The organism is Streptomyces sp. NPDC044719 (genome assembly GCF_056433405.1).
Window position 1 is genome coordinate 521,458 of the sequence record NZ_JBWKHE010000005.1, and the last position, 26,209, is coordinate 547,666.

The 26,209-nt window shown below is 71.2% G+C and carries 22 protein-coding genes; 16 read left to right on the plus strand and 6 right to left on the minus strand.

Going from position 1 to position 26,209, the window contains the following annotated elements; translation table 11 throughout:
• Positions 1–89: 89 nt before the first annotated feature.
• Positions 90–2,081, minus strand: coding sequence for a hypothetical protein (locus AC07DF_RS22540; protein WP_478974653.1), 1,992 nt, complete (start codon positions 2,079–2,081; stop codon positions 90–92).
• A 396-nt stretch (positions 2,082–2,477) separates the two neighbouring features.
• Between AC07DF_RS22540 and AC07DF_RS22545 the strand changes: the two genes are divergently transcribed.
• The 7 genes from AC07DF_RS22545 to AC07DF_RS22575 all read left to right on the plus strand — a co-directional run bounded on the left by AC07DF_RS22545 (position 2,478) and on the right by AC07DF_RS22575 (position 13,079).
• A complete protein-coding gene (locus AC07DF_RS22545; RefSeq protein WP_478974036.1) occupies positions 2,478–4,004 on the plus strand; it encodes a leucyl aminopeptidase in 1,527 nt (508 codons plus the stop codon).
• 348 nt (positions 4,005–4,352) lie between these two features.
• A complete protein-coding gene (lpdA, locus tag AC07DF_RS22550) occupies positions 4,353–5,741 on the plus strand; it encodes a dihydrolipoyl dehydrogenase (RefSeq protein WP_478974039.1) in 1,389 nt (462 codons plus the stop codon).
• Positions 5,742–5,803: 62 nt separating this feature from the next.
• Entirely contained in the window at positions 5,804–7,603 is a 1,800-nt protein-coding gene (gene sucB, locus AC07DF_RS22555) for a 2-oxoglutarate dehydrogenase, E2 component, dihydrolipoamide succinyltransferase (RefSeq protein ID WP_478974042.1), read from the plus strand.
• Positions 7,604–7,864: 261 nt separating this feature from the next.
• A complete protein-coding gene (locus AC07DF_RS22560; protein WP_184596340.1) occupies positions 7,865–8,488 on the plus strand; it encodes a GntR family transcriptional regulator in 624 nt (207 codons plus the stop codon).
• 268 nt (positions 8,489–8,756) lie between these two features.
• Positions 8,757–11,459: a pyruvate dehydrogenase (acetyl-transferring), homodimeric type gene (gene aceE, locus AC07DF_RS22565; RefSeq protein ID WP_478974046.1), complete on the plus strand. Its 2,703-nt coding sequence runs from the start codon at positions 8,757–8,759 to the stop codon at positions 11,457–11,459.
• A gap of 58 nt (positions 11,460–11,517) precedes the next feature.
• Positions 11,518–12,504, plus strand: a complete 987-nt coding sequence (locus AC07DF_RS22570; RefSeq protein ID WP_478974049.1) for a helix-turn-helix transcriptional regulator — start codon at positions 11,518–11,520, stop codon at positions 12,502–12,504.
• Positions 12,505–12,557: 53 nt separating this feature from the next.
• Complete coding sequence (locus AC07DF_RS22575; protein ID WP_478974052.1) at positions 12,558–13,079, plus strand: DUF4240 domain-containing protein; 522 nt, start codon at positions 12,558–12,560, stop codon at positions 13,077–13,079.
• Here AC07DF_RS22575 and AC07DF_RS22580 read toward each other — a convergent pair.
• A complete protein-coding gene (locus AC07DF_RS22580; protein ID WP_478974055.1) occupies positions 13,069–13,263 on the minus strand; it encodes a hypothetical protein in 195 nt (64 codons plus the stop codon). The two genes, AC07DF_RS22575 and AC07DF_RS22580, sit on opposite strands and share 11 nt — an antisense overlap.
• Positions 13,260–14,180 carry a peptidoglycan recognition protein family protein gene (locus AC07DF_RS22585; protein ID WP_478974058.1) on the minus strand — a complete coding sequence of 307 codons (921 nt, stop codon included), beginning with the start codon at positions 14,178–14,180 and terminating at the stop codon, positions 13,260–13,262. Before AC07DF_RS22585 ends, AC07DF_RS22580 begins: the two co-directional genes overlap by 4 nt.
• A gap of 190 nt (positions 14,181–14,370) precedes the next feature.
• Between AC07DF_RS22585 and AC07DF_RS22590 the strand changes: the two genes are divergently transcribed.
• Positions 14,371–15,555 (plus strand): MarP family serine protease, encoded by a 1,185-nt coding sequence (locus AC07DF_RS22590; RefSeq protein ID WP_478974061.1) that lies wholly within the window; start codon positions 14,371–14,373, stop codon positions 15,553–15,555.
• Between the two features lie 28 nt (positions 15,556–15,583).
• On the opposite strand, the gene AC07DF_RS22595 is transcribed toward AC07DF_RS22590, so the two are convergent.
• Positions 15,584–16,072: an N-acetyltransferase family protein gene (locus AC07DF_RS22595; RefSeq protein ID WP_478974064.1), complete on the minus strand. Its 489-nt coding sequence runs from the start codon at positions 16,070–16,072 to the stop codon at positions 15,584–15,586.
• A 71-nt stretch (positions 16,073–16,143) separates the two neighbouring features.
• Between AC07DF_RS22595 and AC07DF_RS22600 the strand changes: the two genes are divergently transcribed.
• Positions 16,144–17,040, plus strand: a complete 897-nt coding sequence (locus tag AC07DF_RS22600) for a TIGR01777 family oxidoreductase (RefSeq protein ID WP_478974067.1) — start codon at positions 16,144–16,146, stop codon at positions 17,038–17,040.
• A 225-nt stretch (positions 17,041–17,265) separates the two neighbouring features.
• On the plus strand, positions 17,266–18,681 hold the full coding sequence (locus AC07DF_RS22605) for an NAD(P)/FAD-dependent oxidoreductase (protein WP_478974070.1): 1,416 nt from the start codon (positions 17,266–17,268) through the stop codon (positions 18,679–18,681).
• A gap of 69 nt (positions 18,682–18,750) precedes the next feature.
• On the opposite strand, the gene AC07DF_RS22610 is transcribed toward AC07DF_RS22605, so the two are convergent.
• The gene (locus tag AC07DF_RS22610; protein WP_478974073.1) at positions 18,751–20,229 is read right to left on the minus strand and encodes a regulator; all 1,479 of its coding nucleotides are present in this window, start codon (positions 20,227–20,229) and stop codon (positions 18,751–18,753) included.
• A gap of 238 nt (positions 20,230–20,467) precedes the next feature.
• On the opposite strand from AC07DF_RS22610, the gene lipB reads away from it, so the two are divergent.
• From lipB to AC07DF_RS22630, 4 genes are all read left to right on the plus strand, one after another.
• On the plus strand, positions 20,468–21,268 hold the full coding sequence (lipB, locus tag AC07DF_RS22615; RefSeq protein WP_478974076.1) for a lipoyl(octanoyl) transferase LipB: 801 nt from the start codon (positions 20,468–20,470) through the stop codon (positions 21,266–21,268).
• A 94-nt stretch (positions 21,269–21,362) separates the two neighbouring features.
• On the plus strand, positions 21,363–22,328 hold the full coding sequence (gene lipA, locus AC07DF_RS22620) for a lipoyl synthase (RefSeq protein WP_478974079.1): 966 nt from the start codon (positions 21,363–21,365) through the stop codon (positions 22,326–22,328).
• A 260-nt stretch (positions 22,329–22,588) separates the two neighbouring features.
• Positions 22,589–22,801 carry an SCO2195 family GlnR-regulated protein gene (locus AC07DF_RS22625; RefSeq protein WP_215121925.1) on the plus strand — a complete coding sequence of 71 codons (213 nt, stop codon included), beginning with the start codon at positions 22,589–22,591 and terminating at the stop codon, positions 22,799–22,801.
• A 76-nt stretch (positions 22,802–22,877) separates the two neighbouring features.
• Positions 22,878–23,579, plus strand: a complete 702-nt coding sequence (locus AC07DF_RS22630) for a DUF4191 domain-containing protein (protein ID WP_391104835.1) — start codon at positions 22,878–22,880, stop codon at positions 23,577–23,579.
• Positions 23,580–23,690: 111 nt separating this feature from the next.
• Here AC07DF_RS22630 and AC07DF_RS22635 read toward each other — a convergent pair whose 3' ends face one another.
• Positions 23,691–24,158, minus strand: coding sequence for an RDD family protein (locus tag AC07DF_RS22635; protein ID WP_478974084.1), 468 nt, complete (start codon positions 24,156–24,158; stop codon positions 23,691–23,693).
• Positions 24,159–24,368: 210 nt separating this feature from the next.
• Here AC07DF_RS22635 and glnA point away from each other — a divergent pair, with 210 nt between their 5' ends.
• Positions 24,369–25,778, plus strand: coding sequence for a type I glutamate--ammonia ligase (glnA, locus tag AC07DF_RS22640; RefSeq protein ID WP_478974087.1), 1,410 nt, complete (start codon positions 24,369–24,371; stop codon positions 25,776–25,778).
• A gap of 109 nt (positions 25,779–25,887) precedes the next feature.
• The gene (locus AC07DF_RS22645; RefSeq protein ID WP_478974090.1) at positions 25,888–26,187 is read left to right on the plus strand and encodes an SCO2583/SCO2584 N-terminal domain-containing protein; all 300 of its coding nucleotides are present in this window, start codon (positions 25,888–25,890) and stop codon (positions 26,185–26,187) included.
• Positions 26,188–26,209 lie beyond the last annotated feature (22 nt).

The window sequence follows — 26,209 nt, forward strand, 5'->3', positions numbered from 1 at the left end:
GCGGGGAACTGCGTCCGGATGCCGAGTGCGGGCATCGTTCGGGCTGGTCGCGCAGTTCCCCGCGCCCCCAAACGAAGGGGCGCTGCCCTTTACGGCAACTTGAGTGTGAGAGCCGACTGGAGTGCTGCCGGGGTCGTCCAGGTTGAGCGGGATCCTGCGTATGGGGTGCCGAAGGGCGCGGTGCCCAGGAGGAGTTGTTTCCTGGTGCCCTCCGGGGCGGTCAGCGGGATCTGGGTGCCGGACGGGGCCGTGACCGTGACGGTGGTGCCGATGCGGTACGCCGTCACCCGTCCGTTCGCCAGGGCGGTCTGCCAGGCGGCGCGGCGCTGCACCTCGGTGCCGATGGCGCTGTGCCGGGGGTTCTCCAGCGGGGTGTTGCCGGCGAACAGCGCCCGGTAGTCGGCGAGCACCTTCTCCATGACCGGGTAGAGCAGCCGGTCCTCGGCCAGGTTGGACTGGTGCGCGTAGTGCGGCCGGGGATCACCCGCGAGGGCGTGTCCGAGGGCGGTGCGCGCCTCCTGCGGGACGATGTGCTCGGCGTAGCCCGTGGTGGTGTCGAGCGGCTCGTCCAGACAGGTCGAGGTGGGGTTGTCCTCGCAGACGCCGCTGCCGCCGTCGCCGCGCGAGGTGTAGATCCAGTTGTACTCGTCGGCCATCTCGGCCGCCGTGCCCACGTTGTAGTACACGTTCATCGGGTGGCGCGGGACGGTCAGCGCGTTGCCGATCGCCCGCTGCCCGGGCTCGCGGGAGTTGTCCGAGGCGATCCACTTGACACCGGTGTCGGCGAGGGCGCCGGCCAGGTTGGGATTGTCGTCCGGCTGCTGGGGCAGGGTCCTCAGGCCCGAGTGCTCGCCGGTGACCAGCTCGGCGCGGTCGACCGGGAGGCCCTTGGCCACGGCCCAGTTGTGGTTGTCGCGGATCTGCGCGGCGATCTCGGCACGGCTCATGTACTTCGTCGAGCCGTCGGCGTTCTTCGCGCAGCTCCACGGCACGCTGGACGTGTCCTGCACGCAGCCGAGGAAGGGGTGCGTGTAGGTGTGGTTGACCCAGCGGTACTGCGCCTTGTCGGCGACCAGCCGGTCGGTGAGGGCGTCGGTGCCGCCGTGCTCGGTCTTCCACTCCTCGCCGGAGCCGGCGTTGTAGACCATGTCCATGGTGAAGCCGTGCTCGCGCTGCCACTGGGCGGCGTAGGCGGCGTCGTCCGCGGTCATGCGGATCGGAGTGGTGCCCTCGCCGTCGCCGCCCGTGCAGTCGAAGTCGCCCGGGGTGCAGTTGCGTTCGGTGTCCCAGCGGCTGTCCGGGGCGAACACGTCGTCGACGTGCACCGCGAAGGAGTTGCGGGTCTGCCCCAGGTGCACGCCCTGGGTGAGCCACTCGACGATGCCCCTGGCCAGCAGACGGAACTGCTGCTGGTTGCCGTTGTAGGCGAAGGTGACGACGAGTTCGCGGCGGCCGTCGTGGGCGTACTCGCCGACGAGGCTGCCGCGGCCGGTGCCGCCCGGCACGGGGATGTCGACGTAGCTGGTGAAGCCGGGGCGGGGCCGGGCGACGTAGCCGTAACTCTCCTGCACGGACGGGGCGTTGTCCTCGAACCGGAAAGCACCCTCGAGGTAGCCGAAGCGGCCCGCCTTCCCGGCCGCGGTGACGGATGCCTCGCGCCCGTCAAGCGTGCCCGCCCAGCCGCCCTCGCTGGTGTAGTCGAGGCCGACCTCCGGGTGCGCCCAGGTGTAGGCGTCGACCTGCGGGATGCCGTACGTCCGTTCGTACGTCTCCAGAGCGGTCTGCTCGGCGGAGCCCGCGCCGAACGGGGCCTCGTTGGGCAGGACGACGCCCTGGTACTTGGCGCGGGGCCTGCCGTTCACCGTGTCGCTCAGGAACGACTCGGTGATCCTCGGACGGCCGGAGTCGTTCAGGTCGACGGTGGTGTACGGGACGCCCGTGGATCTGAGCTGCGCGGTGACGGCCTGGACGGGGCTGTCGCCGTTGTCCACCACGAGCACCTTGAGATCGATGCGCGGTTCCTCCGCGGCCGCGGCCCCGGGTGCCACCGCCCCGGCCGTGATCATGCCTGCCGCCGTCATCGCGGCGGCCGTGTTCCGCCAGCTGCGCGCACGCTGCGCCATGGTTCCTCCCCCAGAAGATCCAGAGATCCCCTTGCGGTCGAACAGAGGCCGAACAGAGGAGGATCAGTGAAAATCATGCAAAGCGGCGAGCGGGACTCTCGTCGGATCCGAGCGAGTGTGACCGAGTTCACCGCCATGCGGGATCAAGAAATGGCTACTACGCGACCGATGGGTGAACACCCGCAGTAATGAGCGAACGCGACCACGCGCGTAGGCTCGTCGTCGAGTGTTCGCCGCACCGGGGAAGGCCCCGTGGATACCGGACCCTGACGTCGGAATAGGGTCGGCTCGGGCCCGGTCGACCCACACCGTTCGACCATCGCAACTTCACATCGGAAGCGAGATTTCACCACCGTGACTGCTCTCACTCTCAGCACCGCCGCGGCGCCCGGCCTGCGGGCCGACGCGATCGTGATCGGTGTCGCGAAGGGTGCCAAGGGGCCGGTCGTCGCACCGGGCGCCGAGGCCGTGGACAAGGCGTACGACGGCAAGCTCGCCGGCGTCCTGGAGACTCTCGGCGCCTCCGGTGCCGAGGGCGAGATGACGAAGCTGCCGGCACCGTCCGGCTTCAAGGCGCCGCTCGTACTGGCGGTGGGCCTCGGCGCGGTGCCCGAGAAGGACGCCGACTACGACACCGAGGCCCTGCGCAAGGCCGCCGGCGTCGCCGCCCGTGCCCTGGCCGGGACCAAGAAGGCCGCCTTCGCCCTGCCGCTGACGGACGCCGCCGACGCCGGCGCGATCGGCGAGGGCGCGCTGCTCGGCGCGTACTCCTTCGACGCCTACAAGGACAACGGCAAGGACGCCAAGGCGAAGAACGGCAAGGCCCCTCTCGCCGAGGTCGCCCTGCTCGGCGGCAAGCCCCGCGACAAGGCGTACAAGGCGGCGATCGAGCGTGCCGCCGCGGTGTCCGAGGAGCTCAACCGCGCCCGCGACCTGATCAACACCCCGCCGAACGACCTGAACCCCGAGGCGTTCGCCGCGGTCGCGCAGGCCGCGGCCAAGGAGCACGGCATCAAGGTGCAGGTGCTCGACGTGAAGGCCCTGGAGAAGGGCGGCTACGGCGGCATCCTCGGCGTCGGGGCCGGCTCGGCGGCGGGACCGCGCCTGGTGAAGCTGTCGTACACCTCCTCGAAGGCGAAGAAGCACCTCGCCTTCGTCGGCAAGGGCATCACCTACGACTCGGGCGGCATCTCGCTGAAGCCGGCCGGTCACAACGAGACGATGAAGTGCGACATGAGCGGCGCGGCCACCGTGTTCGCCGCGGTCGTCGCCGCCGCCCGGCTGGGCCTGGAGGTCAACGTCACCGGCTGGCTCGCCCTGGCCGAGAACATGCCCTCCGGTTCCGCGACCCGTCCGGGTGACGTGCTGCGGATGTACAGCGGCAAGACGGTGGAGGTGCTCAACACCGACGCCGAGGGCCGGTTGGTGCTCGCGGACGCCCTGTGGGCGGCCTCCCAGGAGAAGCCGGACGCGATCGTCGACGTGGCGACGCTGACCGGGGCGATGGTGCTGGCGCTGGGCAACCGGACGTTCGGGATCATGGGCAACGACGACGCGTTCCGCTCCGCGGTGCACGAGGCCGCGGAGGAGGTCGGCGAGCCGGCGTGGCCGATGCCGCTGCCGGAGCACCTGCGCAAGGGGATGGACTCTCCCACGGCCGACATCGCGAACATGGGCGAGCGGATGGGCGGCGGGCTGGTCGCCGGTCTGTTCCTGCGCGAGTTCGTGGGCGAGGGGATCACCTGGGCGCACCTCGACATCGCGGGGCCGGCGTTCAATGAGGGCGGGCCTTTCGGGTACACGCCGAAGGGCGGCACGGGCAGCGCGGTGCGGACGCTGGTGCGGCTGGCGGAGCTGACGGCTGCCGGGGATCTGGGCTGATCTTCGCCTGAAAGCTCGGGCTCGCCGGTTGTGTGGCGAGTGCGGGGGCGTGGGGGTTGTTCGCGCAGTTCCCCGCGCCCCTTCAGGTCATGACCTCACCGGCGGACGTGGGAGCTGGTCGCGCCCGCGCGGCGGAGCCGCAGATCGAGCACGGCCCCGCGCCCCTGGGTTGGACAACGTGGGGCGTCTCACACAGCAGCCCGGCGTCTCTTTGTGTGTCGACAAGTGCGAAGATGGGGCTCGGCAGGACAGGGCCCCACCGAAGGGCCGAAGAACGAGCGGCCGGACACCAGCCGCCTGCCGGTCACTGAAGACCGGCGTACGGCGCACATGCATGGAGGACGTGACGTGGCGAACGACGCCAGCACCGTTTTCGACCTAGTGATCCTCGGCGGTGGCAGCGGTGGTTACGCCGCGGCCCTGCGCGGGGCGCAGCTGGGCCTGGACGTCGCCCTGATCGAGAAGGACAAGGTCGGCGGGACCTGCCTGCACCGGGGGTGCATCCCCACCAAGGCTCTGCTGCACGCGGGCGAGATCGCCGACCAGGCCCGCGAGAGCGAGCAGTTCGGTGTGAAGGCCAGCTTCGAGGGCATCGACATCGCCGGCGTCCACAAGTACAAGGACGGCGTGATCTCCGGCCTGTACAAGGGTCTGCAGGGCCTGGTCGCCTCCCGCAAGGTGACGTACATCGAGGGCGAGGGCCGGCTGTCCTCCCCCACCTCCGTCGATGTGAACGGCCGGCGTGTCCAGGGCCGCCACGTGCTGCTCGCGACCGGCTCCGTACCGAAGTCGCTGCCCGGCCTGGAGATCGACGGCAACCGCATCATCTCCTCCGACCACGCCCTCGTCCTGGACCGTGTGCCGAAGTCGGCCATCGTCCTCGGCGGCGGTGTCATCGGCGTCGAGTTCGCCTCCGCCTGGAAGTCCTTCGGTGCGGACATCACGGTCATCGAGGGCCTGAAGCACCTCGTTCCGGTCGAGGACGAGAACTCGTCCAAGCTGCTCGAGCGCGCCTTCCGCAAGCGCGGCATCAAGTTCAACCTGGGCACGTTCTTCGAGAAGGCCGAGTACACCCAGGACGGTGTCAAGGTCACCCTCGCCGACGGCAAGGAGTTCGAGGCCGAGATCCTGCTGGTGGCCGTCGGCCGCGGCCCGGTCTCGCAGGGCCTCGGCTACGAGGAGCAGGGCGTCGCCATGGACCGCGGCTACGTGCTGGTCGACGAGTACATGCGCACCAACGTCCCGACCATCTCCGCCGTCGGTGACCTGGTCCCGACCCTCCAGCTCGCGCACGTCGGCTTCGCCGAGGGCATCCTGGTGGCGGAGCGTCTGGCCGGTCTGAAGACCGTTCCGATCGACTACGACGGTGTCCCGCGGGTGACGTACTGCCACCCGGAGGTCGCCTCCGTCGGTATCACCGAGGCCAAGGCCAAGGAGATCTACGGCGCGGACAAGGTCGTCGCTCTGAAGTACAACCTCGCGGGCAACGGCAAGAGCAAGATCCTGAACACCACGGGCGAGATCAAGCTCGTCCAGGTGAAGGACGGTGCCGTGGTCGGCGTCCACATGGTCGGTGACCGCATGGGCGAGCAGGTCGGCGAAGCCCAGCTGATCTACAACTGGGAGGCGCTGCCCGCCGAGGTCGCGCAGCTCGTCCACGCCCACCCGACGCAGAACGAGGCGCTCGGCGAGGCCCACCTGGCCCTGGCCGGCAAGCCCCTCCACTCGCACGACTGACCCCCTCGGTCGAGAAGCGACGACACAGACTTCCGCACTTTCCGTAAGGAGCAACCGAAACCATGGCGGTTTCCGTAACCCTTCCGGCGCTCGGCGAGAGCGTCACCGAGGGCACTGTCACCCGCTGGCTGAAGGCCGAGGGTGAGCGCGTCGAGGCCGACGAGCCGCTGCTCGAGGTCTCGACCGACAAGGTCGACACCGAGATCCCCTCCCCCGCAGCCGGCGTCCTGGCCTCCATCAAGGTCGCCGAGGACGAGACGGTCGAGGTCGGCGCCGAGCTGGCCCTCATCGACGACGGCAGCGGTGCGCCCGCTGCCGCCCCGGCCCCGGCCGCCGAGCAGGTCGCTGAGCCCGCTCCCGAGCCGGCCCCGGCCGCCCCGTCCACCGAGCAGGCCGCTCCGGCGCCCGCTCCCACCGCCGACGCCGCCGCCGGCGGCGGCTCCGCCGAGGGCACGGACGTCGTCCTGCCCGCGCTCGGCGAGTCCGTCACCGAGGGCACCGTCACCCGCTGGCTGAAGTCGGTCGGTGACAGCGTCGAGGCCGACGAGCCGCTGCTCGAGGTCTCCACCGACAAGGTCGACACCGAGATCCCGGCGCCCACCGCGGGCACGCTGCTGGAGATCGTGGTCGGCGAGGACGAGACCGCCGAGGTCGGCGCCAAGCTCGCCGTCATCGGCGTCGCGGGTGCGGCTCCGGCCGCTGCCCCGGCCCCCGCCGCCCCGGCCCCGGCCCCGGCTGCCGAGGCCCCCGCCCCGGCCGCCCCCGCCGCTCCAGCTCCGGCCGCTCCGGCGCCCGCCCCGCAGGCGCCCTCGGCTCCGGCCCCGCAGCAGCAGGAGACCCCGGCTCCCGAGCCGGTCCCGGCCGCTCCGGGGCCCGCCCCGGCTCCGGCCCAGGCCCCGGCCGCTCCGGCCGCCGCCCAGCCGGCCGACGACGGCGCCTACGTCACCCCGCTGGTGCGCAAGCTCGCCGCCGAGAACGGCGTCGACCTGGCCGGCGTCAAGGGCACCGGCGTCGGCGGCCGTATCCGCAAGCAGGACGTCATCGCCGCCGCCGAGGCCGCGAAGGCCGCCGCCGCTGCCCCGGCTCCGGCCGCGGCCGCCGCTCCGGCCACGAAGAAGGCCCCGGTGCTGGAGACCTCCCCGCTGCGCGGTCAGACCATCAAGATGCCGCGGATCCGCAAGGTCATCGGCGACAACATGGTCAAGGCCCTGCAGGAGCAGGCCCAGCTGTCCTCGGTCGTCGAGGTCGACGTCACGCGGCTGATGAAGCTGCGCGGCCGGGCCAAGGACTCCTTCGCGGCCCGTGAGGGCGTGAAGCTCTCCCCGATGCCGTTCTTCGTCAAGGCCGCGGCCCAGGCGCTGAAGGCGCACGCGCCGATCAACGCCAAGATCAACGAGGCCGAGGGGACCATCACCTACTTCGACACCGAGAACATCGGTATCGCGGTGGACTCCGAGAAGGGCCTGATGACCCCGGTCATCAAGAACGCCGGTGACCTCAACCTCGCCGGTATCGCCAAGGCCACGGCGGAGCTCGCGGGCAAGGTCCGCGCCAACAAGATCACCCCGGACGAGCTGTCCGGCGCGACCTTCACCATCAGCAACACCGGGTCGCGCGGCGCGCTCTTCGACACGATCATCGTGCCGCCGGGCCAGGTCGCCATCCTCGGCATCGGCGCCACGGTCAAGCGCCCCGCCGTCATCGAGACGGAGGAGGGCACGGTCATCGGCGTCCGCGACATGACGTACCTGACCCTGTCCTACGACCACCGCCTGGTGGACGGCGCCGACGCCGCCCGCTACCTGACGGCGGTCAAGGCCATCCTGGAGGCGGGCGAGTTCGAGGTCGAGCTCGGCCTCTGATCTCCAACGCCGGTACGGCAGTACGGTGCCCCGTTCGGATCTTCCGGGCGGGGCACCGTCGTACCCGAGGGGCGCGGGGCTGTTTCGATGTGCGACTCCGTCGCGCGGGCGCGAGCAACCACACCCAACCGTCAGCCGAACGACAACCCCACACCCCCCGTGTAAGTCTCGTCTCACCTGCACCAAAGCGCCCCCAGCCGCCCCACCCGCGGAGCGAACCGGCCGTATTGTCTAAACGTCAATCCCGCCTAAGGAGCTCACATGACCGCGCCCGTCATCCACTCGCTGCGCGAGCAGATCCGCGAGCACATCCTGGAGGGGATCATCAGCGGACGCTGGCAGCCGGGCGAGCGGATCGTCGAGCGCCGGATCGCCACGGAGCTGGAGGTCAGCCAGACCCCGGTCCGCGAGGCCCTGCGCGAACTGGAATCCCTGCGCCTGATCGAGTCCGCCCCCAACAAGGGCGTCCGCGTACGGAACCTGACCGCCGCCGACCTGGAGGAGAGCTACCCGGTCCGGGCCGGCTTGGAGGCCATCGCGGCCGAGCTGGCGGCCCAGGGCCTGGCGGAGGACTGCTCGGCACTGGAACCCCACGTCAACGCCCTGTACGAGGCCGACCGCAGGTCGGATGGCACGGCTCAGGTCCGCCACACCGTCGCCTTCCACCGCGAACTGGTCCGCGCGGCGGGCAACTCCGTCCTGCTGCACACCTGGGAAGGCCTCGGCATCGAGGTGTTCACGGCCCTGTCGATCCGCTGGCTGGGCACCCAGCAGCAGTCGTACGCGGAGGAGCACGAGGAACTGGTCGCCGCCTTCAAGCGCCGCGACCCCCGGATCGCCGAACTGGTGAAGGCCCACGTCCTGGGCTGCGCGCCCCGGGCGTGACACTCGAGCGCATTCCCGCTCAAACGGCTCCGACCTGCGAAAACCATTCGAAAATCGGTCACCGCGTGCCACCGCCGAAGGCACCCCGTGCCTACTTTCTCGTGATCAAGAGGTTTTGTCGCTCAACCCTTTGATCGATCATCGATCAGAGGGTTACAGTCACCGACGGGCTTGCCACCCAAGCCCCAGCCCTGTCCTGCCAAAGACAAAGGGCACCCCCGAACCCTTACCGATGAGGGAACCCCCTTCGACTGAGGAAGGCGGCGACATGACCGACCCCAAAGCCATCCAGCCGAGCGAGCTCGACCAGCTCCCGGACCGGGACCCGGAGGAGACCGCCGAATGGCAGGCCTCCCTGGACGCGGTGACCGAGGCGGCCGGACCGCACCGCGCCGCATACCTGATGCGGCGCACGCTGGAGCGCGCCGAGGGCGCCGGCATCGCGCTGCCGAAGCTCCTCGAGACCGACTACGTCAACTCCATCCCCACCGCCGCCGAGCCGTCCGTGCCCGGTGACGAGGCGATGGAGCAGCGGATCACCGCGTGGAACCGCTGGAACGCGGCCGCGATGGTGACCCGGGGCAGCAAGTACGGCGTGGGCGGCCACATCGCCACCTTCGCCTCGGCGGCCTGGCTCTACGAGACCGGCTTCAACCACTTCTTCAAGGGCAAAGAGGCCGACGGCTCCGGCGACCAGCTCTACATCCAGGGCCACGCCTCCCCCGGCATCTACGCCCGCGCCTTCCTCGACGGCCGGCTGAACGAGGCCCAGCTCGACAACTTCCGCCGGGAGGCGGGCGGCGACGGTCTGCCGTCCTACCCGCACCCGCGCCGGCTGCCCTGGCTGTGGGAGTTCCCGACGGTCTCCATGGGTCTCGGCCCGCTGTCGGCCATCTACCAGGCGCGCTTCAACCGCTACCTCGCCAACCGCGGTATCAAGGACACCGCCGGTTCGCACGTGTGGGCGTTCCTCGGCGACGGCGAGATGGACGAGCCCGAGTCGACGGCGGCCCTCGCGCTCGCCGCCCGCGAGGAGCTCGACAACCTCACGTTCGTCATCAACTGCAACCTGCAGCGCCTCGACGGCCCGGTCCGCGCCAACTTCAAGATCGTGCAGGAGCTGGAGGCCCAGTTCCGCGGCGCCGGCTGGAACGTCGTCAAGACGCTGTGGGGCACGGCCTGGGACGAGCTGTTCCAGCTCGACACCACGGGCGCGCTCGTACGCCGCCTGCGTCAGGTACCGGACGCGCAGATCCAGACGTACCAGACGCGCGACGCCGCCTACATCCGCCAGGACTTCTTCGGCGGCGACCCGGCGCTGGTGGAGCTGGCGAAGCTGCTGAGCGACGACAAGATCCTCGAGTGTTTCCACCTCTCGCGCGGTGGTCACGAGGCGCGCAAGGTGTTCGCCGCGTACAAGGCGGCCGTCGAGCACAAGGGCGCGCCGACCGTGATCCTGGCCCAGACGGTCAAGGGCCACACCCTCGGTGAGGGCTTCGCGTCGAAGAACGCCAACCACCAGATGAAGAAGCTCTCGGTGGACGAGTTCAAGAACATGCGCGACCTGCTGGAGCTGCCGATCTCCGACAGCGCGTTCGTCGACGGCGTGGTGCCCTACGGCCACCCGGGCGCCGACTCCCCCGAGGTCCGCTACCTCCAGGAGCGGCGTGCCGCCCTCGGCGGTCCGGCCCCGGCCCGGAGCGTCCACCCGGTCGCCCCGCTGCCCGCCCCGGCGGAGAAGGCGTTCGCGTCCTTCGACAAGGGCTCCGGCTCGCAGAACGTGGCGACGACGATGGCCTTCGTCCGTCTGGTCAAGGACCTGGTCCGCGACAAGGAGACGGGCAAGCGCTGGGTGCCGATCGTCCCGGACGAGGCGCGCACCTTCGGCATGGAGTCGCTGTTCCCGTCGCTCGGCATCTACTCGCCGAAGGGCCAGACGTACGAGCCGGTCGACCGCGACCAGCTGATGTACTACAAGGAGGCCAAGAACGGCCAGATCCTCAACGAGGGGATCACCGAGGCCGGTTCGATGGCCGACTTCATCGCCGCATCGACGTCGTACGCGACGCACGGCGAGGCGATGATCCCGTTCTACATCTTCTACTCGATGTTCGGCTGGCAGCGCACGGCCGACCAGATGTGGCAGCTCGGCGACCAGCTCGGCCGCGGCTTCCTCGTCGGCGCCACGGCCGGCCGCACCACCCTGACCGGTGAGGGCCTGCAGCATGCCGACGGCCACTCCCCCGTGATCGCGGCGACCAACCCGGCGGCCCTGTCGTACGACCCGGCGTTCGCCTACGAGGTCGCGGCCATCGTCAAGGACGGCCTGCGCCGGATGTACGGCGAGGCGGCCCCGGGTGAGGACCAGAACGTCTTCTACTACCTGACCGTCTACAACGAGCCGATGCCGCAGCCGGCGAAGCCGTCCGTGGACGGCGTCGACGAGGGCATCGTCAAGGGCCTGTACCGCTTCAACACGGCGGAGTCCGCGGGCATCACGCCCCCGGCCAACGCCCCGCGGATCCAGCTGCTCGGCTCCGGTACGGCGATCCACTGGGCGCTGAAAGCGCAGCAGTTGCTCGCCGAGGAGTGGGGCGTGGCGGCCGACGTGTGGTCGGCGACGTCCTGGGGCGAGCTGCGCCGGGACGCGCTGGAGGCGGACGAGGCGCTGCTGCGCGGCGAGGAGCGGGTGCCGTTCGTCCGGCAGGCGCTCCAGGGTGCCGAGGGCCCGGTGCTGGCGGTCTCCGACTACATGCGCCAGGTCCCGGACCAGATCGCGCAGTGGGTCGAGCAGGACTGGTCCTCGCTGGGCGCCGACGGCTTCGGCCTCTCGGACACCCGTGAGGCGGCCCGCCGCCACTTCGGCGTGGACGCCGAGTCCATCGTCGTCGCGGCCCTGGCCCAGCTCGCCAAGCGCGGCGAGGTCAAGGCGACGGCCGTGAAGGAAGCGCGCGCGAAGTACGGTCTGTAAGGACCGGTGATGATCAGCAGGCCCCCGCTTCGGCGGGGGCCTGCTGCATGATGTGCCCATGCGTGCTGCCCGGCTCATCAAGATGGTGCTGCTGCTCCAGTCCCGGCCCGCCATGACGGCCGCCGAGCTCGCCCGTGAGCTGGAGGTGTCGGAGCGGACGGTGACACGGGACGCGCAGGCACTGTCGGAGGCGGGCGTGCCGGTGTACGCGGACCGGGGCCGGGCGGGCGGGTACCGGCTGGTCGGCGGGTACCGGACGCGGCTGACCGGGTTGCACCGCGGCGAGGCGGAGGCGCTGTTCCTGTCCGGGGTGCCGGGGGCGCTGCGCGAGATGGGCCTGGAGGACGCCGCCTCGGCCGCGCAGCTGAAGGTGTCGGCGGCTCTGCTGCCGTCCCTGCGGGACGCCTCGAAGACGGCGGCGCAGCGGTTCCATCTGGACGCGCCGAACTGGTTCAAGGAGCCGAGGACGCCCGCGCTGCTGCCCGCCGTGGCCGACGCGGTGTGGGACGACCGGCGGGTCGTCGCGCGGTACCGGCGCGGGGAGGACGAGGTCGTCCGGGAGCTGGAGCCGTACGGGCTCGTGCTGAAGGCGGGCGTCTGGTACCTGTGCGCGCGGGTGGCCCAGAACGGGTCCTTCCGGGTGTACCGGATCGACCGGTTCACGGCGGTGGACCCGGGCGAGGAGCGCTTCGAGCGGGAGCCGGAGTTCGAGCTGCCCGCCTTCTGGGAGGAGCGGGCGGAACAGTTCGCCCGGTCCATCCTGCTGGCGCGGGTGGTGGTGCGGCTGTCCCCCGACGGGGTGCGCCGGCTGCCGTACGCCCTCGACTCGCTGTCCGCGCGGGAGGCCCTGGCGGACGCGGACGAGCCGGACGGCGACGGATGGGTGACGGTGGCTCTGCCGGTGGAGTCCGAGGAGGTCGCCCACACCCAGCTGACGGCGCTCGGCCCGGAGGTGGAGGTACTGGCCCCCGAGGGCCTGCGCGAGCGGTTCGCGGCGGACGCGCTGCGGCTGGCGGGGCTGTACCACCCCGAGAGCGGCGCATAACGATCCCGCGCACTCCGGGTGCGCCCGTGTGCCCCAGGGCCGATGCTTGTCCCGTGATGGACGAGACGGAGTTCTGGGAGCTGGTCGACGACTCTCGCGAGGCCGCCGAAGGCGACCCGGAGGAGCAGGCCGACCTGCTCGTGGACCGGCTCTCGCAGCTGGACCCGGACTCGGTCCTGGACTTCGCCCGGCACTTCGAGTCGCGCTACAACCGCGCCTACCGGTGGGACCTGTGGGGCGCCGCCTGGGTGCTGCTCGACGGGGCGAGCGACGATGCCTTCGACTTCTTCCGGTGCTGGCTGATCGGCCAGGGCCGGCATGTCTTCGAGGGCGCCGTGCACGACCCGGACGCGCTCGCCGAGTTGCTGGACGACTTCGACGAGGAGGTCGACGGCGACGGCGAGGAGCTCGGCTACGCGGCGGACGAGGCCTACGAGCAGCTCACCGGCGTGGTCGCCCCGGACCTGGAGATCCCGCCCGCGCCTCCGGAGCCGGAGGGCACGTCGCTGGACTTCGAGAACGAGCGGCTCCTCGCCGAGCGCTATCCCCGGCTGTGGGAGCGCTTCAGGGGCTGACCGCCAGGCTCCGGGTGTCGGCCTTCACCGCGGGGTGCAGCGGGGCCGCGTTGGCCTGGTCGAGGGCGGACGCGGTGGCCGCCGCCGGGCCCAGGACCACGGTCGCGACCGCGCGGAGCACCGCCCAGGGGCCGCGCTCGGCAGCGCTCCGGGTGTGCGGGTGCTCCGTATGACCGTTGTTCATGGTCTCCACCTCCGGTCGGCTGCCTGTGAGGGTGACCGTAGGGGGCCCGGATCTGAGGACACCGCGCGCCGGCTGTGACCTTGCTGTGGGTCTTCCGGCCGGTGCTGCAGACGGGCCGCGAGCTCTCTGATCTCCGGCAGGCGGGCGTGCAGGGCGGCGCCGGGGCAGCTGGTCATGTAGCCGTCGTTGTGGCCCGCGAGGGCGGGCAGTTTCGCGGAGGTGCCGGCCGCGTACCGGCTGAGGCCGTTGCTGGAGACCAGCCGGACGCTGGCTCGCGGGTCGGTGCCGGACAGGCCCAGTTTCCAGGCGGACAGCGCGGCGATGGCGTGGATCATGGCCCGCGGCACGGGCATGCCCGCGGTGAAGGTGCCGAGGGCGGCGATGCCCGTGGTGCCGTGGTTGAAGCCCTGGGTGTGGGCGCCGGTGACGGCACGCTCGACACCGCCGGCGCGGCCCTCGTAGATGGTGCCGCAGCGGTCGACGACGAAGTTGTAGCCGATGTCGTCCCAGTCGCGGGTGCCGGTCTGGCCGGTGTACACGTCCCGGATGATGCGGGGCGCGTCGGCGCAGTCGTAGCCGTTGGGCGTGTCGGTGTGGTGGACGAACACGGCGCCGACCCGGTCGTCGTAGCGGGGGCGCGGCTGTGTGCGGGCGGCGTCGCCCAGCCAGTGCGACCGGAGCACGATGTGCGGCCGGGGGGCGGTGTAGGGCTTGGCGGTGGGGCGGGCGGCTGCCGGCTGGGAGGCGTTGTCGGCGGCGTTCTCGACGCCGTAGGCGCACAGCACCAGCGCGACGGCGGCGGTGAGTCCCGGCAGGCAGCCGAGGCCCACCCGGGCGGCGCGCGGCAGGCCGGCTATGCCGGGTGTCCTGACGACGCGGTGCCTTCGCGCACCCTGCCGTCTTCGGAAGACACGCATGTGCTCACTGTCGGCCCGATCCGGTCCGTCCGCGATGTGTGATGTGCCACCCGGTGGAACCATCGTCACGGTCCGCGACGTTTTTCCGGATGCACGGACGCGTGGCCGGTTCTGATCATCCACGCGCGTGTGACTGATCACCGGGCCCTCCCCCCACGTACTAAGGGGTTCCGAATGAAAGGCGGCGTGCGTGGACCTGCTCGACATCCTGCTGTTGCTGGTCGTCCTGGCCTATGCGGCGTCCGGGTACCGGCGCGGGCTGGTGGCCGGCTGTGTGTCACTGGCGGGCTTCGTGGGCGGCGCCGCCATCGGCGTGTGGGTCCTGCCGTGGGTGATGGACCTGGTGACGCCGGGGACGACGGGGGCGACCCTGACAGCGGTGTTCACGGTGCTGCTCCCGGCGGTGGTGGGGCACGAACTGGCGGGGCGCCTGGCGCTGCGGCTGCGGCGGGAGCTGGACAGGGGGCCGCTCAGAGTGGCGGACGGGATCGGCGGGGCCGTGGCCAACTCCGTCGCGGTGCTGATCGTGGCCTGGGTGGCCGCGAGCGTCCTGGGCGTGTCCTCGTCGCCGCTGGTCACCTCGGCGATCCGGGACTCGCGGTTGCTCGACGCCGTGCAGCGGACGATGCCGGACACCACGCCGGACTGGTTCTCGGGGGCCACGTCCGCGCTGACCCAGGCGGGCTTCCCGCAGGTCTTCAACCCGTTCGAGAACGAGTCGACCGCCGAGGTCGCCGCGCCCTCCGGTGACAGTGTCACAGCGGCCGCCACCAACGCCGCCAAGCGGAGCACGGTGAAGGTCGAGGGCGTCGCCGGCACCCAGGGCCGCGAGGGCAGCGGGTTCGTGTACGCGCGGGAGCACGTGATGACCAACGCCCATGTGGTGGCCGGCATCGACGAGCCGACCGTGCAGATCGGCGGGGTCGGGCGGACGTACGAGGCGCGGGTGGTGCTCTTCGACTCGCAGAAGGACGTGGCCGTGCTGTACGTGCCGGGTCTGAAGGCCCCGGTGCTGCGGTTCGACGACGCGGCGGAGCGCGGCGATTCGGCGGTCGTCGCGGGCTATCCGGAGGACGGTGACCTGAACCTCCAGGGGGCGACCGTCGCGAACCGCGTGCGGGCGACGGGCCAGAACATCTACAACGACGGCACGGTCACCCGCGAGATCTACTCGATCCGCTCCACCGTCCGCCCCGGCAACTCGGGCGGCCCTCTCCTCACCACCGACGGCCGGGTCTACGGCGTGGTCTTCGCCCGTTCCACCTCGGACGCCGAGACCGGTTACGTCCTGACGGCGGCCGAGGTCGCCTCGGACGCGCGAGGGGCGGCGGACGCGACGGCTCCGGTGGACACGGGCGAGCTGGCCGCGTCGTAGGTCCGGCTCAGAGGGTGTGCCCCATCAGTCAGAGGGTGTGCCCCATCAGCACGTCGTCGACGTACTTCCCGTCGAGCAGGAACTCCTCGGGCAGGATCCCCTCCACCACGAACCCCTCGGACTCGTAGAGTCCCCGGGCCGGGGCGTTGTGGGCGAGGACGCGCAGGGTGAGGCGGCGGGCGCCGCGTCGGCGGGCCTCGTCGACGGCGGCGCGGACCAGCGCCCGCCCGACGCCCCGGCCGCGCGCGTGCTCGGCGACGGCCAGGCCCTGGATCTGTCGGACGTGCCGGCCCGCGTCGGCCAGGGTGGGGAAGCCCAGGCGGACATAGCCCGCGAGGCGGTCGCCGACCTCGGCGACGAGGCAGTCCTCGGGCGCATGCCGCTCACTGAAGAAAGGCGGGTACGGCGGCTGCGGCTCGGGCATCACGGCGTGCAGAGGTGACCAGGCGGCGCGGTCGAGCAGCCCGAGCGCCTCCTCGTCGTCGAGCCGTGCGGGTCGTATGTGCGGAGTCGGCATGGCGGTCACGGTACGTCGGCGAGACCGGTTCCCGACGGGGCTTTTATGGCGGCGACCGGCAAGATTGAGCCATGCGACGCATCGCGGTGACCGGCGCCTCCGGTCTGATCGGCAGCGCTCTGGTGCGGTCCCTGACCGCGGACGGGCACGAGGTGGTGCGCCTCGTGCGCCATGAGCCCCGGGAGGCGGACGAGGTCCGCTGGGACCCGGAGGGCGGGCGTGTGGACGCGGCCGGGCTCGCCGGGTGCCACGGGGTGGTGAACCTGGCGGGGGCGGGGGTCGGCGACCGCCGCTGGACGGACGCCTACAAACGGCGGATCCGCGACAGCCGGGTGAACGGCACGGCGGCGCTCGCCGAGGCCATCGCCTCGCTGGACGAGAAGGACCGGCCGCGGGTCTTCGTGAACGGCAGCGCCATGGGCTACTACGGCGAGACCGGGGACCGGAGCGTCGACGAGAGCGCGCCGGCGGGTGAGGGCTTCCTGCCGTCGCTGTGCGTGGACTGGGAGGGCGCCACGGCACCGGCCCAGGAGGCCGGTGTCCGCACGGTGTTCACGCGGACCGGCCTGGTCGTGTCGCGCGACGGCGGTGCGTGGGGGCGGCTGTTCCCGCTGTTCCAGGCGGGGCTCGGCGGGCGGATGGGCGACGGGCGGCAGTACTGGTCGTTCATCGCCCTGCACGACGAGGTCGCCGCGATCCGGCATCTCATCGACACGGACGGTCTGTCCGGGCCGTTCAACCTCACCGCCCCGAGCCCCCTGACGAACCGTGAGATCACCGCGGCGATGGGACGTGTGCTGCACCGCCCGACGCTGTTCGCCGTGCCCGCGCCCGTCCTGCGGAGCGTGCTCGGCGAGATGGCCGGGGACGTGCTCGGCAGCGCCCGGGTGCTGCCGGCGCGGCTGCTGGAGTCGGGCTTCCGGTTCGCGTTCCCGGAGATCGAGGGGGCGATCCGGGCGGCGCTGTGACGGGTCCCGGCCGCTCCGAGTCCGCTCCTCGAGTCGGCCCCCAGCCCCCTGCGACCACTTCATGCCCACAAGGCATCCGCATGCGACCGCCGTGCGACCGTGCCCTGTTGATGCGCGACCCCATTTGACCGATCACAGCCCTACCCTCGACCAGAACCCGCGTATCCCTGCGGCCTGTTGAGGGCATGACGTCTCCAGCGCCCGCGCAACCTCGAGGAGGGGCACGTGCTTGAGCCCGCGTACCAGGCGGACGTGGTCGTCGTGGGGGCCGGGGTCGCCGGACTCTCGGCCGCGAACCGGCTCACCCGCGCAGGAGTGACGACCATGGTCCTGGAGGCCGCCCACGGGGTCGGCGGCCGCATGGCGACGGAGAAGGTCGACGGCTTCCGGCTCGACAGAATCGGCCAGTTGCTGTCCACGGCGTATCCGGAACTGCGTCTGACACCCGGCCTGGACGGGCTGGTTCTGCGCCCCTTCGCGCCCGGTGTCCTGCTGCACGGCGACGGACGCCACCATCGCGCGGGCGTCCAGGCGGGTGCGGGGGGCGCACGAGGCGCACGGGGCGCACTCCATGCAGTGCGCGCCCTGGCGAGCGCTCCCCGGTCGCCGGTCGCTCCCAGGCCGCCCAGGCGGCCGGTGGCGGTGCCGGGACGGCAGGTCTCCGTGCCGCGGAGCCGGTCCGGCGCCCCGCTCGGCACGGCCGTCGACCAGGCCCGGCTGGGTGCCGCCCTCACCCGGCTGGCGAGCACCCCGGCCGAGCGGCTGCTGGCCCGCCCGGAGCGGCCCGCCGGTGAGGCCCTGGCGGCGCGCGGGCTGCCCGCCCGTACGATCGACGGCTTTCTGCGTCCGCTGCTCGCCGCCCTGCTGTGCGACCCGGACCTGACGACGTCCAGCCGGTGCGCGGACCTGGCGCTGCGGGCCTTCGCGAGCGGCCGGCTCTGCGTACCGGAGGGCGGCGCGGAGGCCCTGCCGGAGCTGCTGGCACGCACGCTGCCGCCGGGCACCGTGCACACCGGCGTGCGCGTCACCTCCGTCTCAACGACCTCGGTGACCACCGCCGAGCACGGCGAGATTCGCTGCCGGGCGGTGCTGGTGGCGACCGATGCCCGGGCCGCCGCCGAGCTGCTGCCCGGGCTGCGGGTGCCGGATTTCCATCCGGTGACGGTGGTGCATCACACGACCGACGAGCCGCCGGAGACGGGGGCGTCACTGCTGCTCGACGCGGATCTCGGCGGGCCGGTCGCGCACACGGCGGTGGTGAGCCGCGTCGATCCGTCCCGGGCGCCGGCCGGGCGGGCGCTGGTGTCCTCGACGGTGCTGGGGCGGCCGCCGGGGGATGTCGACACGGCTGTGCGGATGCATCTGGCGCGGCTGTACGGGATGCCGACGGCTCGGTGGGAGACGTTGGCCGTGCACCGGACGGTGGAGGCTGTGCCGGCGATGCGGCCGCCGCATGATCTGCGGCGGCCGGTGCGGTTGATCGCGGGCCTGTATGTGTGTGGGGATCACCGGGACACCAGTACTGTCCAGGGTGCCTTGCACTCCGGGCATCGGGCGTCGGCGGCGATTTTGGCGGACTTGAAGGTCGGGCGGTCCATGCATGTCGCCGATCCGCTGCCTACTGTGCCGCGGGCTGCGTAGGTGCTTGGTCGGGTGCGGGTGCGTGGGGGTTGTTCGCGCAGTTCCCCGCGCCCCTAAAAGCAAGGAACCTCACCCCAAGGCCGATACCTTGTCGCGGTAAGTCCGCACGGGTGCCGCGTCCTTGTAAGGCTCCAGACGGCGCTCGAAGTCCCTCACGTACTCCACCGCCCTTACCGAACGCATCTCCGCGGCCTGGCCCGCCGCCTCCGCTCCGAGTTGGCAGGCCTGGTCGAGTTCGCCCAGGCCCAGGCGGGCGGTGGCCAGGACCACGCGGCAGAAGAGGCGGCTGCGGGCGTAGGAGGGGGCGCGTAGCTGCAGGGAGCGTTCCGCGTGCTGGGCGGCGGCGCGGAACTGCTGCAGGTCCCGGTGGCAGTGGCCGAACTCGTCGGCGAGCTGTGCCTCGTCGAAGAACTTCGCCCAGTGCGGCACGTCGTCCCCCGGCCGGGCCGTCTCCAGGGCGCGCTCGGCACGGACCAGGGCCGCGGTGCAGGCCCGGACCTCGCCGAGCACTCCGTGCCCGCGTGCCTCGGAGGCGTGCAGCAGCGTCTGCACGACGGGCGGGGCCGAGGTGCCGACGCCCTGCTGTGCCACGCGGGCGAGCTGCACGGCCTCCCGCCCGTGCCCGAGGTAGACGGCCTGCCGGCTCATGGTGACCAGCACGTACGCCCCGTACGTCCGGTCCCCCGCCGCCTGGGCGAGCCGGAGCGCCTGCACGAAGTAGCGCTGGGCGAGTCCGTGCGCGGCGATGTCGTACGACGTCCAGCCCGCGAGCCGGGTGAGGTCGGCGGCGGCCGCGAACAGCCGGCGGCCGGTCTGCTCGCCGTAGGTGCCGCGCAGCATGGGCTCGCACTCGTGCTCCAGATAGCGCACCAGGGCCTGGCGGGCGTGACCGCCACCGTAGGCGTCGTCGAGGGTGCGGAAGAGCTCGCCGACCGAGCGCAGGGCGGCGATGTCCCCGGCGGTGACCTTCTGGCCGGGGCCGCGCTCGGCCTGGCCGCGCTGGCGGGGCAGGGACGGTACGCCCGGGCCGTCCGCCGCCGGGAGGCGGACGGGGGTGCGGCCCTGTGCCGGGATGTGGGCGGCGGGCGGCTCGCCCCGGGCGACCTTCTCGTCGGCCCGGCCGATCAGCCAGTCCCGGCTCGGCACGACGAGCCCGGCCGGGGTGAAGGCGATCTTGCGCAGCTCGGCGTGGCTGCCGGAGTCCTTGCGCCACAGCCCGCTGACGATGTCGACGGCCTCCTCGGGGGCGGCCGCGAACTCCAGCCCCGCGTAGACCGGGGCGCAGGCGTCCAGGCCGAGGTCCTGGGCGGTGAGGCGGCGGCCCAGGCGCCGGGTGAAGACCTCGGCGATGAGCGCGGGCGTGGTGCCTCGGGGCTGCTGGCCGCGCAGCCACCGGGTGACGGAGGTCTTGTCGTATCTCAAGTCGAGCCCGTGTTCGAGACCGAGCTGGTCCACGCGACGGGCGAGTCCCGCGTTGGAGAACCCCGCTTCTGCGATGAGCGCGGCGAGCTGTCGGTTGGGGGTGCGCTGCGCGGGTCGTTCCGTCATGGTGCGGTGCGGTCTCCTGCCTTCCGGTGTTGGTGATGTGCCGGATTGCGTGTGAGCAGGCCTTTTGGCTTGCTGGACGGCGCGAATGTAGCGGAGAGTAAGCACCCCATCACACATTTTCCCGGACATTCATCCGATCGTGTGAGGATTGACCCCGGGACTGACGTGTGCGGGCCGGACGTACAGTGGCTTGGGCGCGATACGTGCCTGACACACCCGTCCGAGGGAGGCGCTTGCCGTGAGTGGGTTGCGGTTCGTCCGCATGGGGTTCGGTGACGAGGCCGTCGAGTACCAGGAGGCCTGGGACGAGCAGCGCCGGGTGCACGCGGCACGGTTCGCCGACGAGATCTCCGACACGGTCCTGCTGCTGGAACATCCGCCGGTCTACACGGCCGGACGGCGCACGGCGGACAACGAGCGGCCCCTGGACGGCACACCGGTCGTCGACGTGGACCGCGGCGGCAAGATCACCTGGCACGGCCCCGGCCAGCTGGTGGGCTACCCGATCCAGAAGCTCCCCCGCCCGGTGGACGTCGTGGCGCACGTACGCCGCCTCGAAGAGGCCCTGATCCTCACCTGCGCGGAGTTCGGCCTGGAGACCACCCGGGTCGAGGGCCGCAGCGGCGTGTGGGTCCTGGGCGACCCGGTGGATCAGCGCCCCGCGCTCGGCGGGCTGGCCCTGGACTTCGACCCGCGTCTGCACGACGAGGAGTTCGACCCGCGCATGAACGGCCCGGAGTACGCGCCGTCCAACGCGGGCCAGCGCCGCGAGGACCGCAAGATCGCCGCGATCGGCATCCGGGTGGCCAAGGGCGTCACCATGCACGGCTTCGCGCTCAACGTGAACCCCGACAACAAGTGGTTCGACCGGATCATCCCCTGCGGCATCCGCGACGCGGGCGTCGCGTCCCTGGCGAACGAACTGGGCCGCGACGTGACGATCGAGGAGGTCCTGCCGGTGGTGGAGCGCCACCTGAGGGACGTACTGGAGAACGCGGAGCTGAAGCCGCGGGAGATCGAGAAGACGCCCGCGGCATAAAGCCGCGCGTGGAGGGGCTAGCACCCACACAGGCATTCAAATCAACGGGCGTACCCTTGAGGACGCCGAAGAATCAATCGCTAGGGAGCCGGTCGTGTCCGCAGTCGCACCCGACGGACGCAAGATGCTGCGCCTGGAGGTCCGCAACAGCCAGACCCCCATCGAGCGCAAGCCCGAGTGGATCAAGACCCGGGCGAAAATGGGTCCCGAGTACACCAAGATGCAGAACCTCGTGAAGAGCGAGGGCCTGCACACGGTCTGCCAGGAAGCCGGCTGCCCCAACATCTACGAGTGCTGGGAGGACCGCGAGGCCACCTTCCTCATCGGCGGCGACCAGTGCACCCGGCGCTGTGACTTCTGCCAGATCGACACCGGCAAGCCCGAGGCGCTCGACCGCGACGAGCCGCGCCGGGTCGGCGAGTCCGTGGTCACGATGGACCTGAACTACGCCACGATCACCGGCGTCGCCCGCGACGACCTGGAGGACGGCGGCGCCTGGCTGTACGCCGAGACGGTCCGCCAGATCCACCAGCAGACGGCGGACCGCGAGGCAGGCCGGACCAAGGTCGAGCTGCTCGCGCCCGACTTCAACGCCGTCCCGGAGCAGCTGGCGGAGGTCTTCTCCTCCCGCCCCGAGGTCTTCGCGCACAACGTCGAGACGGTCCCGCGGATCTTCAAGCGCATCCGCCCCGGCTTCCGCTACGAGCGTTCCCTGAAGGTCATCACCGAGGCCCGCGACTACGGCCTCGTCACCAAGTCGAACCTGATCCTCGGCATGGGCGAGACCCGCGAGGAGGTCAGCGACGCGCTCAAGCAGCTGCACGACGCGGGCTGCGAGCTGGTCACCATCACGCAGTACCTGCGGCCCTCCGTGCGCCACCACCCCGTGGAGCGCTGGGTCAAGCCGCACGAGTTCGTGGAGCTGCAGCAGGAGGCCGAGCAGATCGGCTTCTCCGGTGTGATGTCCGGCCCGCTGGTGCGCTCCTCGTACCGCGCGGGACGCCTCTTCAAGATGGCCATGGAGCAGCGGGACGCGCGCATCGCGGCCCAGGCCGTCTGACGCATCGTCACCACCCCTGCCCGCACAGGGCGAGACAAGCGTGTGAATTCACGCACAAGACACTACCCGCCAGTAGCGGCCGATTTGACGCGGTCCCGACCGTCCTCGCAGATGAGGGCACATGTCGGGACCGCGTCGGCGTTTCACCACTCCCCGCCGGGGCTTCATGGGTGTTTGACCGGCCGGTCACGCCCTGGTAACACCAATCAGTGACGCTGAACTCACAGCACGTACACCCACACCGAGGGGGGACCTCACCCATGCAGGCCGCGCCGGTCCGCGCCACCGCGATTCCGTCCTTCACCACCGCACTGCGTGCCGTCGAGTCGCTGCTGATGAGCAGCGGTCAGCGCACCGCCCGCCGCAACGCGTGGACCTCCGTGCTGGAGGACCGCCGTCGCGCCAAGGACCGGGTCGAGGCGCAGCGCGTCCTCGACCAGTCCGTTTCCCGGTCCGTCTCCGTCCGCCCCTGAGCGCGGCCCCTCCCCCACGGGGCCCCGGCGGGCACTGCCGTCGTCGGCGCTTGTGGGGCCACGTAGACTTCGTGGCATGGCGAGGAAGGAACCTGCAGCGGACGCTGCGAACCCCGGGCGACTGAAGCAGATCGCTCTGACCTACAAGATGACCCGCAGGGCCGACAAGAAGATCGGTCTTGTACTCGCGGCAGTCGGAATCGTCACCTTCGGTGTCTTCCTCGCGATCGGTTTCTTGATCGGTCACCCCATCTATCTCGGCATCCTGGGCCTCCTGCTCGCCTTCCTCGCGTCGGCGATCGTGTTCGGGCGCCGGGCCGAGCGGGCCGCCTTCGGGCAGATGGAGGGACAGCCCGGCGCCGCCGCGGCGGTACTCGACAATGTCGGCCGGGGCTGGACGACGACCCCCGCGGTGGCGATGAACCGCAACCAGGACGTGGTGCACCGCGCGGTCGGCAAGGCCGGCATCGTCCTGGTCGCCGAGGGCAACCCGAACCGGGTGAAGTCCCTGCTCGCCGCCGAGAAGAAGAAGATGAACCGCATCGTCGCGGACGTACCCGTGCACGACCTGGTCGTGGGCACGGGCGAGGGCCAGGTCGAGCTGAAGAAGCTGCGCACGACCATGCTGAAGCTGCCGCGCGTGCTGACCGGCCCGCAGGTCACGGCCACCAACGACCGGCTGCGCGCCCTCGGCGACCTGATGAGCAACATGCCGCTGCCCAAGGGGCCCATGCCGAAGGGCATGAAGCTGCCGAAGGGCGGGCCGAAGGCCCGCTGACTCCCCCGCACACGCTGACGACGAAGGGGCGCCCGGTGATCCGGGCGCCCCTTCGTCGTCAGCGGTCGCCAGCGGTCGTCAGCTCGTCGTCAGCGCAGGTCGTCGGGGTCGCTAGATGCGGACCTCGACCGTGCCCGCCATCCGGTCGTGCAGACCGCGGCCGTCGCGGTCCCAGATCAGGGCGGGGATCGCGAGGAAGAGCAGAACCGTGCGCAGGAGGGTCCGCCAGGGGCTGACCCGGCCGGTGTCCAGGGCGAGCACCCGCAGGCCGAAGAGCCGCTTGCCCGGGGTGAAGCCCACCGTGCCCACCGTGAGCACCATGAGGGCGAACAGGATGAGCGGCGCCCAGATCTGCGCCGCTTCGTTGTAGCTCTGCGTGATAAGACCGTATGCGATCAGGAGACTCAGACCCCAGTCCACCGCGAGGGCGCCGAGTCGGCGGCCCGGGCGGGCGATCGAGCCGGGTCCCTCCTCGGGCAGACCGAGCTGCTCACCCCGGTATCCGAAGTCGACACCGGCCTCTTCCGCGGCCGCGCGGGGCCCGGAAAGCCACGATCCGAGTGCTTGCCTGTTGTCCACCCGTCCACGGTACTGCGCCCGTAAATGACCAGGGCACGGCGGGGTGTGTCCGGGCTACGGTGGAGGGTGAGCCGGTTAACTTGTGCGAAACAAATGAGTCACGCCAGAGAAACCACCCGTCCCTAGGGTCTACGTCAGCGTGTGCCACCCGCACTGGCAGCACGAACGAACTACCACCCCGGCGGGACGGTCGGGAGTAGGAGGAGCTGGATGTTCCAGAACGCCGACGAGGCCAAGAAGTTCATCGCGGACGAGGACGTCAAGTTCATCGACGTCCGCTTCTGCGACCTGCCGGGCGTGATGCAGCACTTCACGATCCCCGCATCGGCCTTCGACCCGGCCGAGGAGCTGGCCTTCGACGGCTCCTCGATCCGCGGCTTCCAGGCCATCCACGAGTCCGACATGGCGCTGCGCGCGGACCTGTCGACCGCCCGGGTCGACCCGTTCCGCCGCGACAAGACGGTCAACATCAACTTCTTCATCCACGACCCGATCACGGGCGAGCAGTACTCCCGTGACCCGCGCAACGTGGCGAAGAAGGCCGAGGCCTACCTCGCCTCCACCGGGATCGCCGACACGGCGTACTTTGGTCCGGAGGCCGAGTTCTACGTCTTCGACAGCGTCCGCTTCGCGACCAGCGCGAACGAGTCCTTCTACCACATCGACTCCGAGGCCGGCGCCTGGAACACCGGCGCCCTCGAGAACAACCGTGGTTACAAGGTCCGCTACAAGGGCGGCTACTTCCCGGTCCCGCCGGTCGACCACTTCGCCGACCTGCGTGCCCAGATCTCCCTGGAGCTGGACCGCGCCGGTCTGCAGGTGGAGCGCCAGCACCACGAGGTGGGCACCGCCGGCCAGGCCGAGATCAACTACAAGTTCAACACGCTGCTCGCCGCGGCCGACGACCTGCAGCTCTTCAAGTACATCGTGAAGAACGTGGCCTGGCAGAACGGCAAGACGGCGACCTTCATGCCGAAGCCGATCTTCGGTGACAACGGCTCGGGCATGCACGTCCACCAGTCGCTGTGGACCGGCGGCCAGCCGCTCTTCTACGACGAGGCCGGTTACGCGGGCCTGTCGGACACCGCCCGCTACTACATCGGCGGCATCCTCAAGCACGCCCCGTCGCTGCTGGCCTTCACCAACCCGACGGTGAACTCGTACCACCGTCTGGTGCCGGGCTTCGAGGCGCCGGTCAACCTCGTCTACTCGCAGCGCAACCGCTCCGCGGCCATGCGTATCCCGATCACGGGCTCGAACCCGAAGGCCAAGCGCGTCGAGTTCCGCGCGCCCGACTCCTCCGGCAACCCGTACCTGGCCTTCTCGGCGCTGCTCCTCGCGGGCCTGGACGGCATCAAGAACAAGATCGAGCCGGCCGAGCCGATCGACAAGGACCTCTACGAGCTCGCCCCCGAGGAGCACGCGGGCGTCCCGCAGGTCCCGACCTCCCTCCCGGCCGTCCTCGACCGCCTTGAGGCCGACCACGAGTTCCTCCTCCAGGGCGACGTGTTCACGCCGGACCTGATCGAGACGTGGATCGACTACAAGCGCGCGAACGAGATCGCGCCGCTGCAGCTGCGTCCGCACCCGCACGAGTTCGAGCTGTACTTCGACGTGTGATCGACGCCTGATCGAGGCATGACGCCCGCGCCCCCGCTGTCCTACCGGCAGCGGGGGCGCGGGCATGTGTTCTATTCTGCTGACAGGACCACACGGGGGTGGAGTGGGAATGTCCGAGCACGAACAGGACGGCCAGGAGCGCGAGTTCGACCTCAGATGGGCGGACGACGCCGAGCACAAGGAGCCCTCGGCCCGGGCCCGCATGCTCGCCGCGCGCTGGAAACACAACCCTCCCGGCCCCGTACCCTTCCGCCCCGAGCCCGACCACCGCTCACGCGGCCGCCGCTCCCGCTCAGGCTCCCGCTCACGCTCCGGCTCCCGCTCATCGTGGCTCTCCACGGCCGTGGTGTTCGGCTGTGTGGCGGCGCTGATCGTGCTGCTGGGGTACATCAACTTCCGGGCACCGTAGCGGAGCGTGCGCCGAGAGGGCC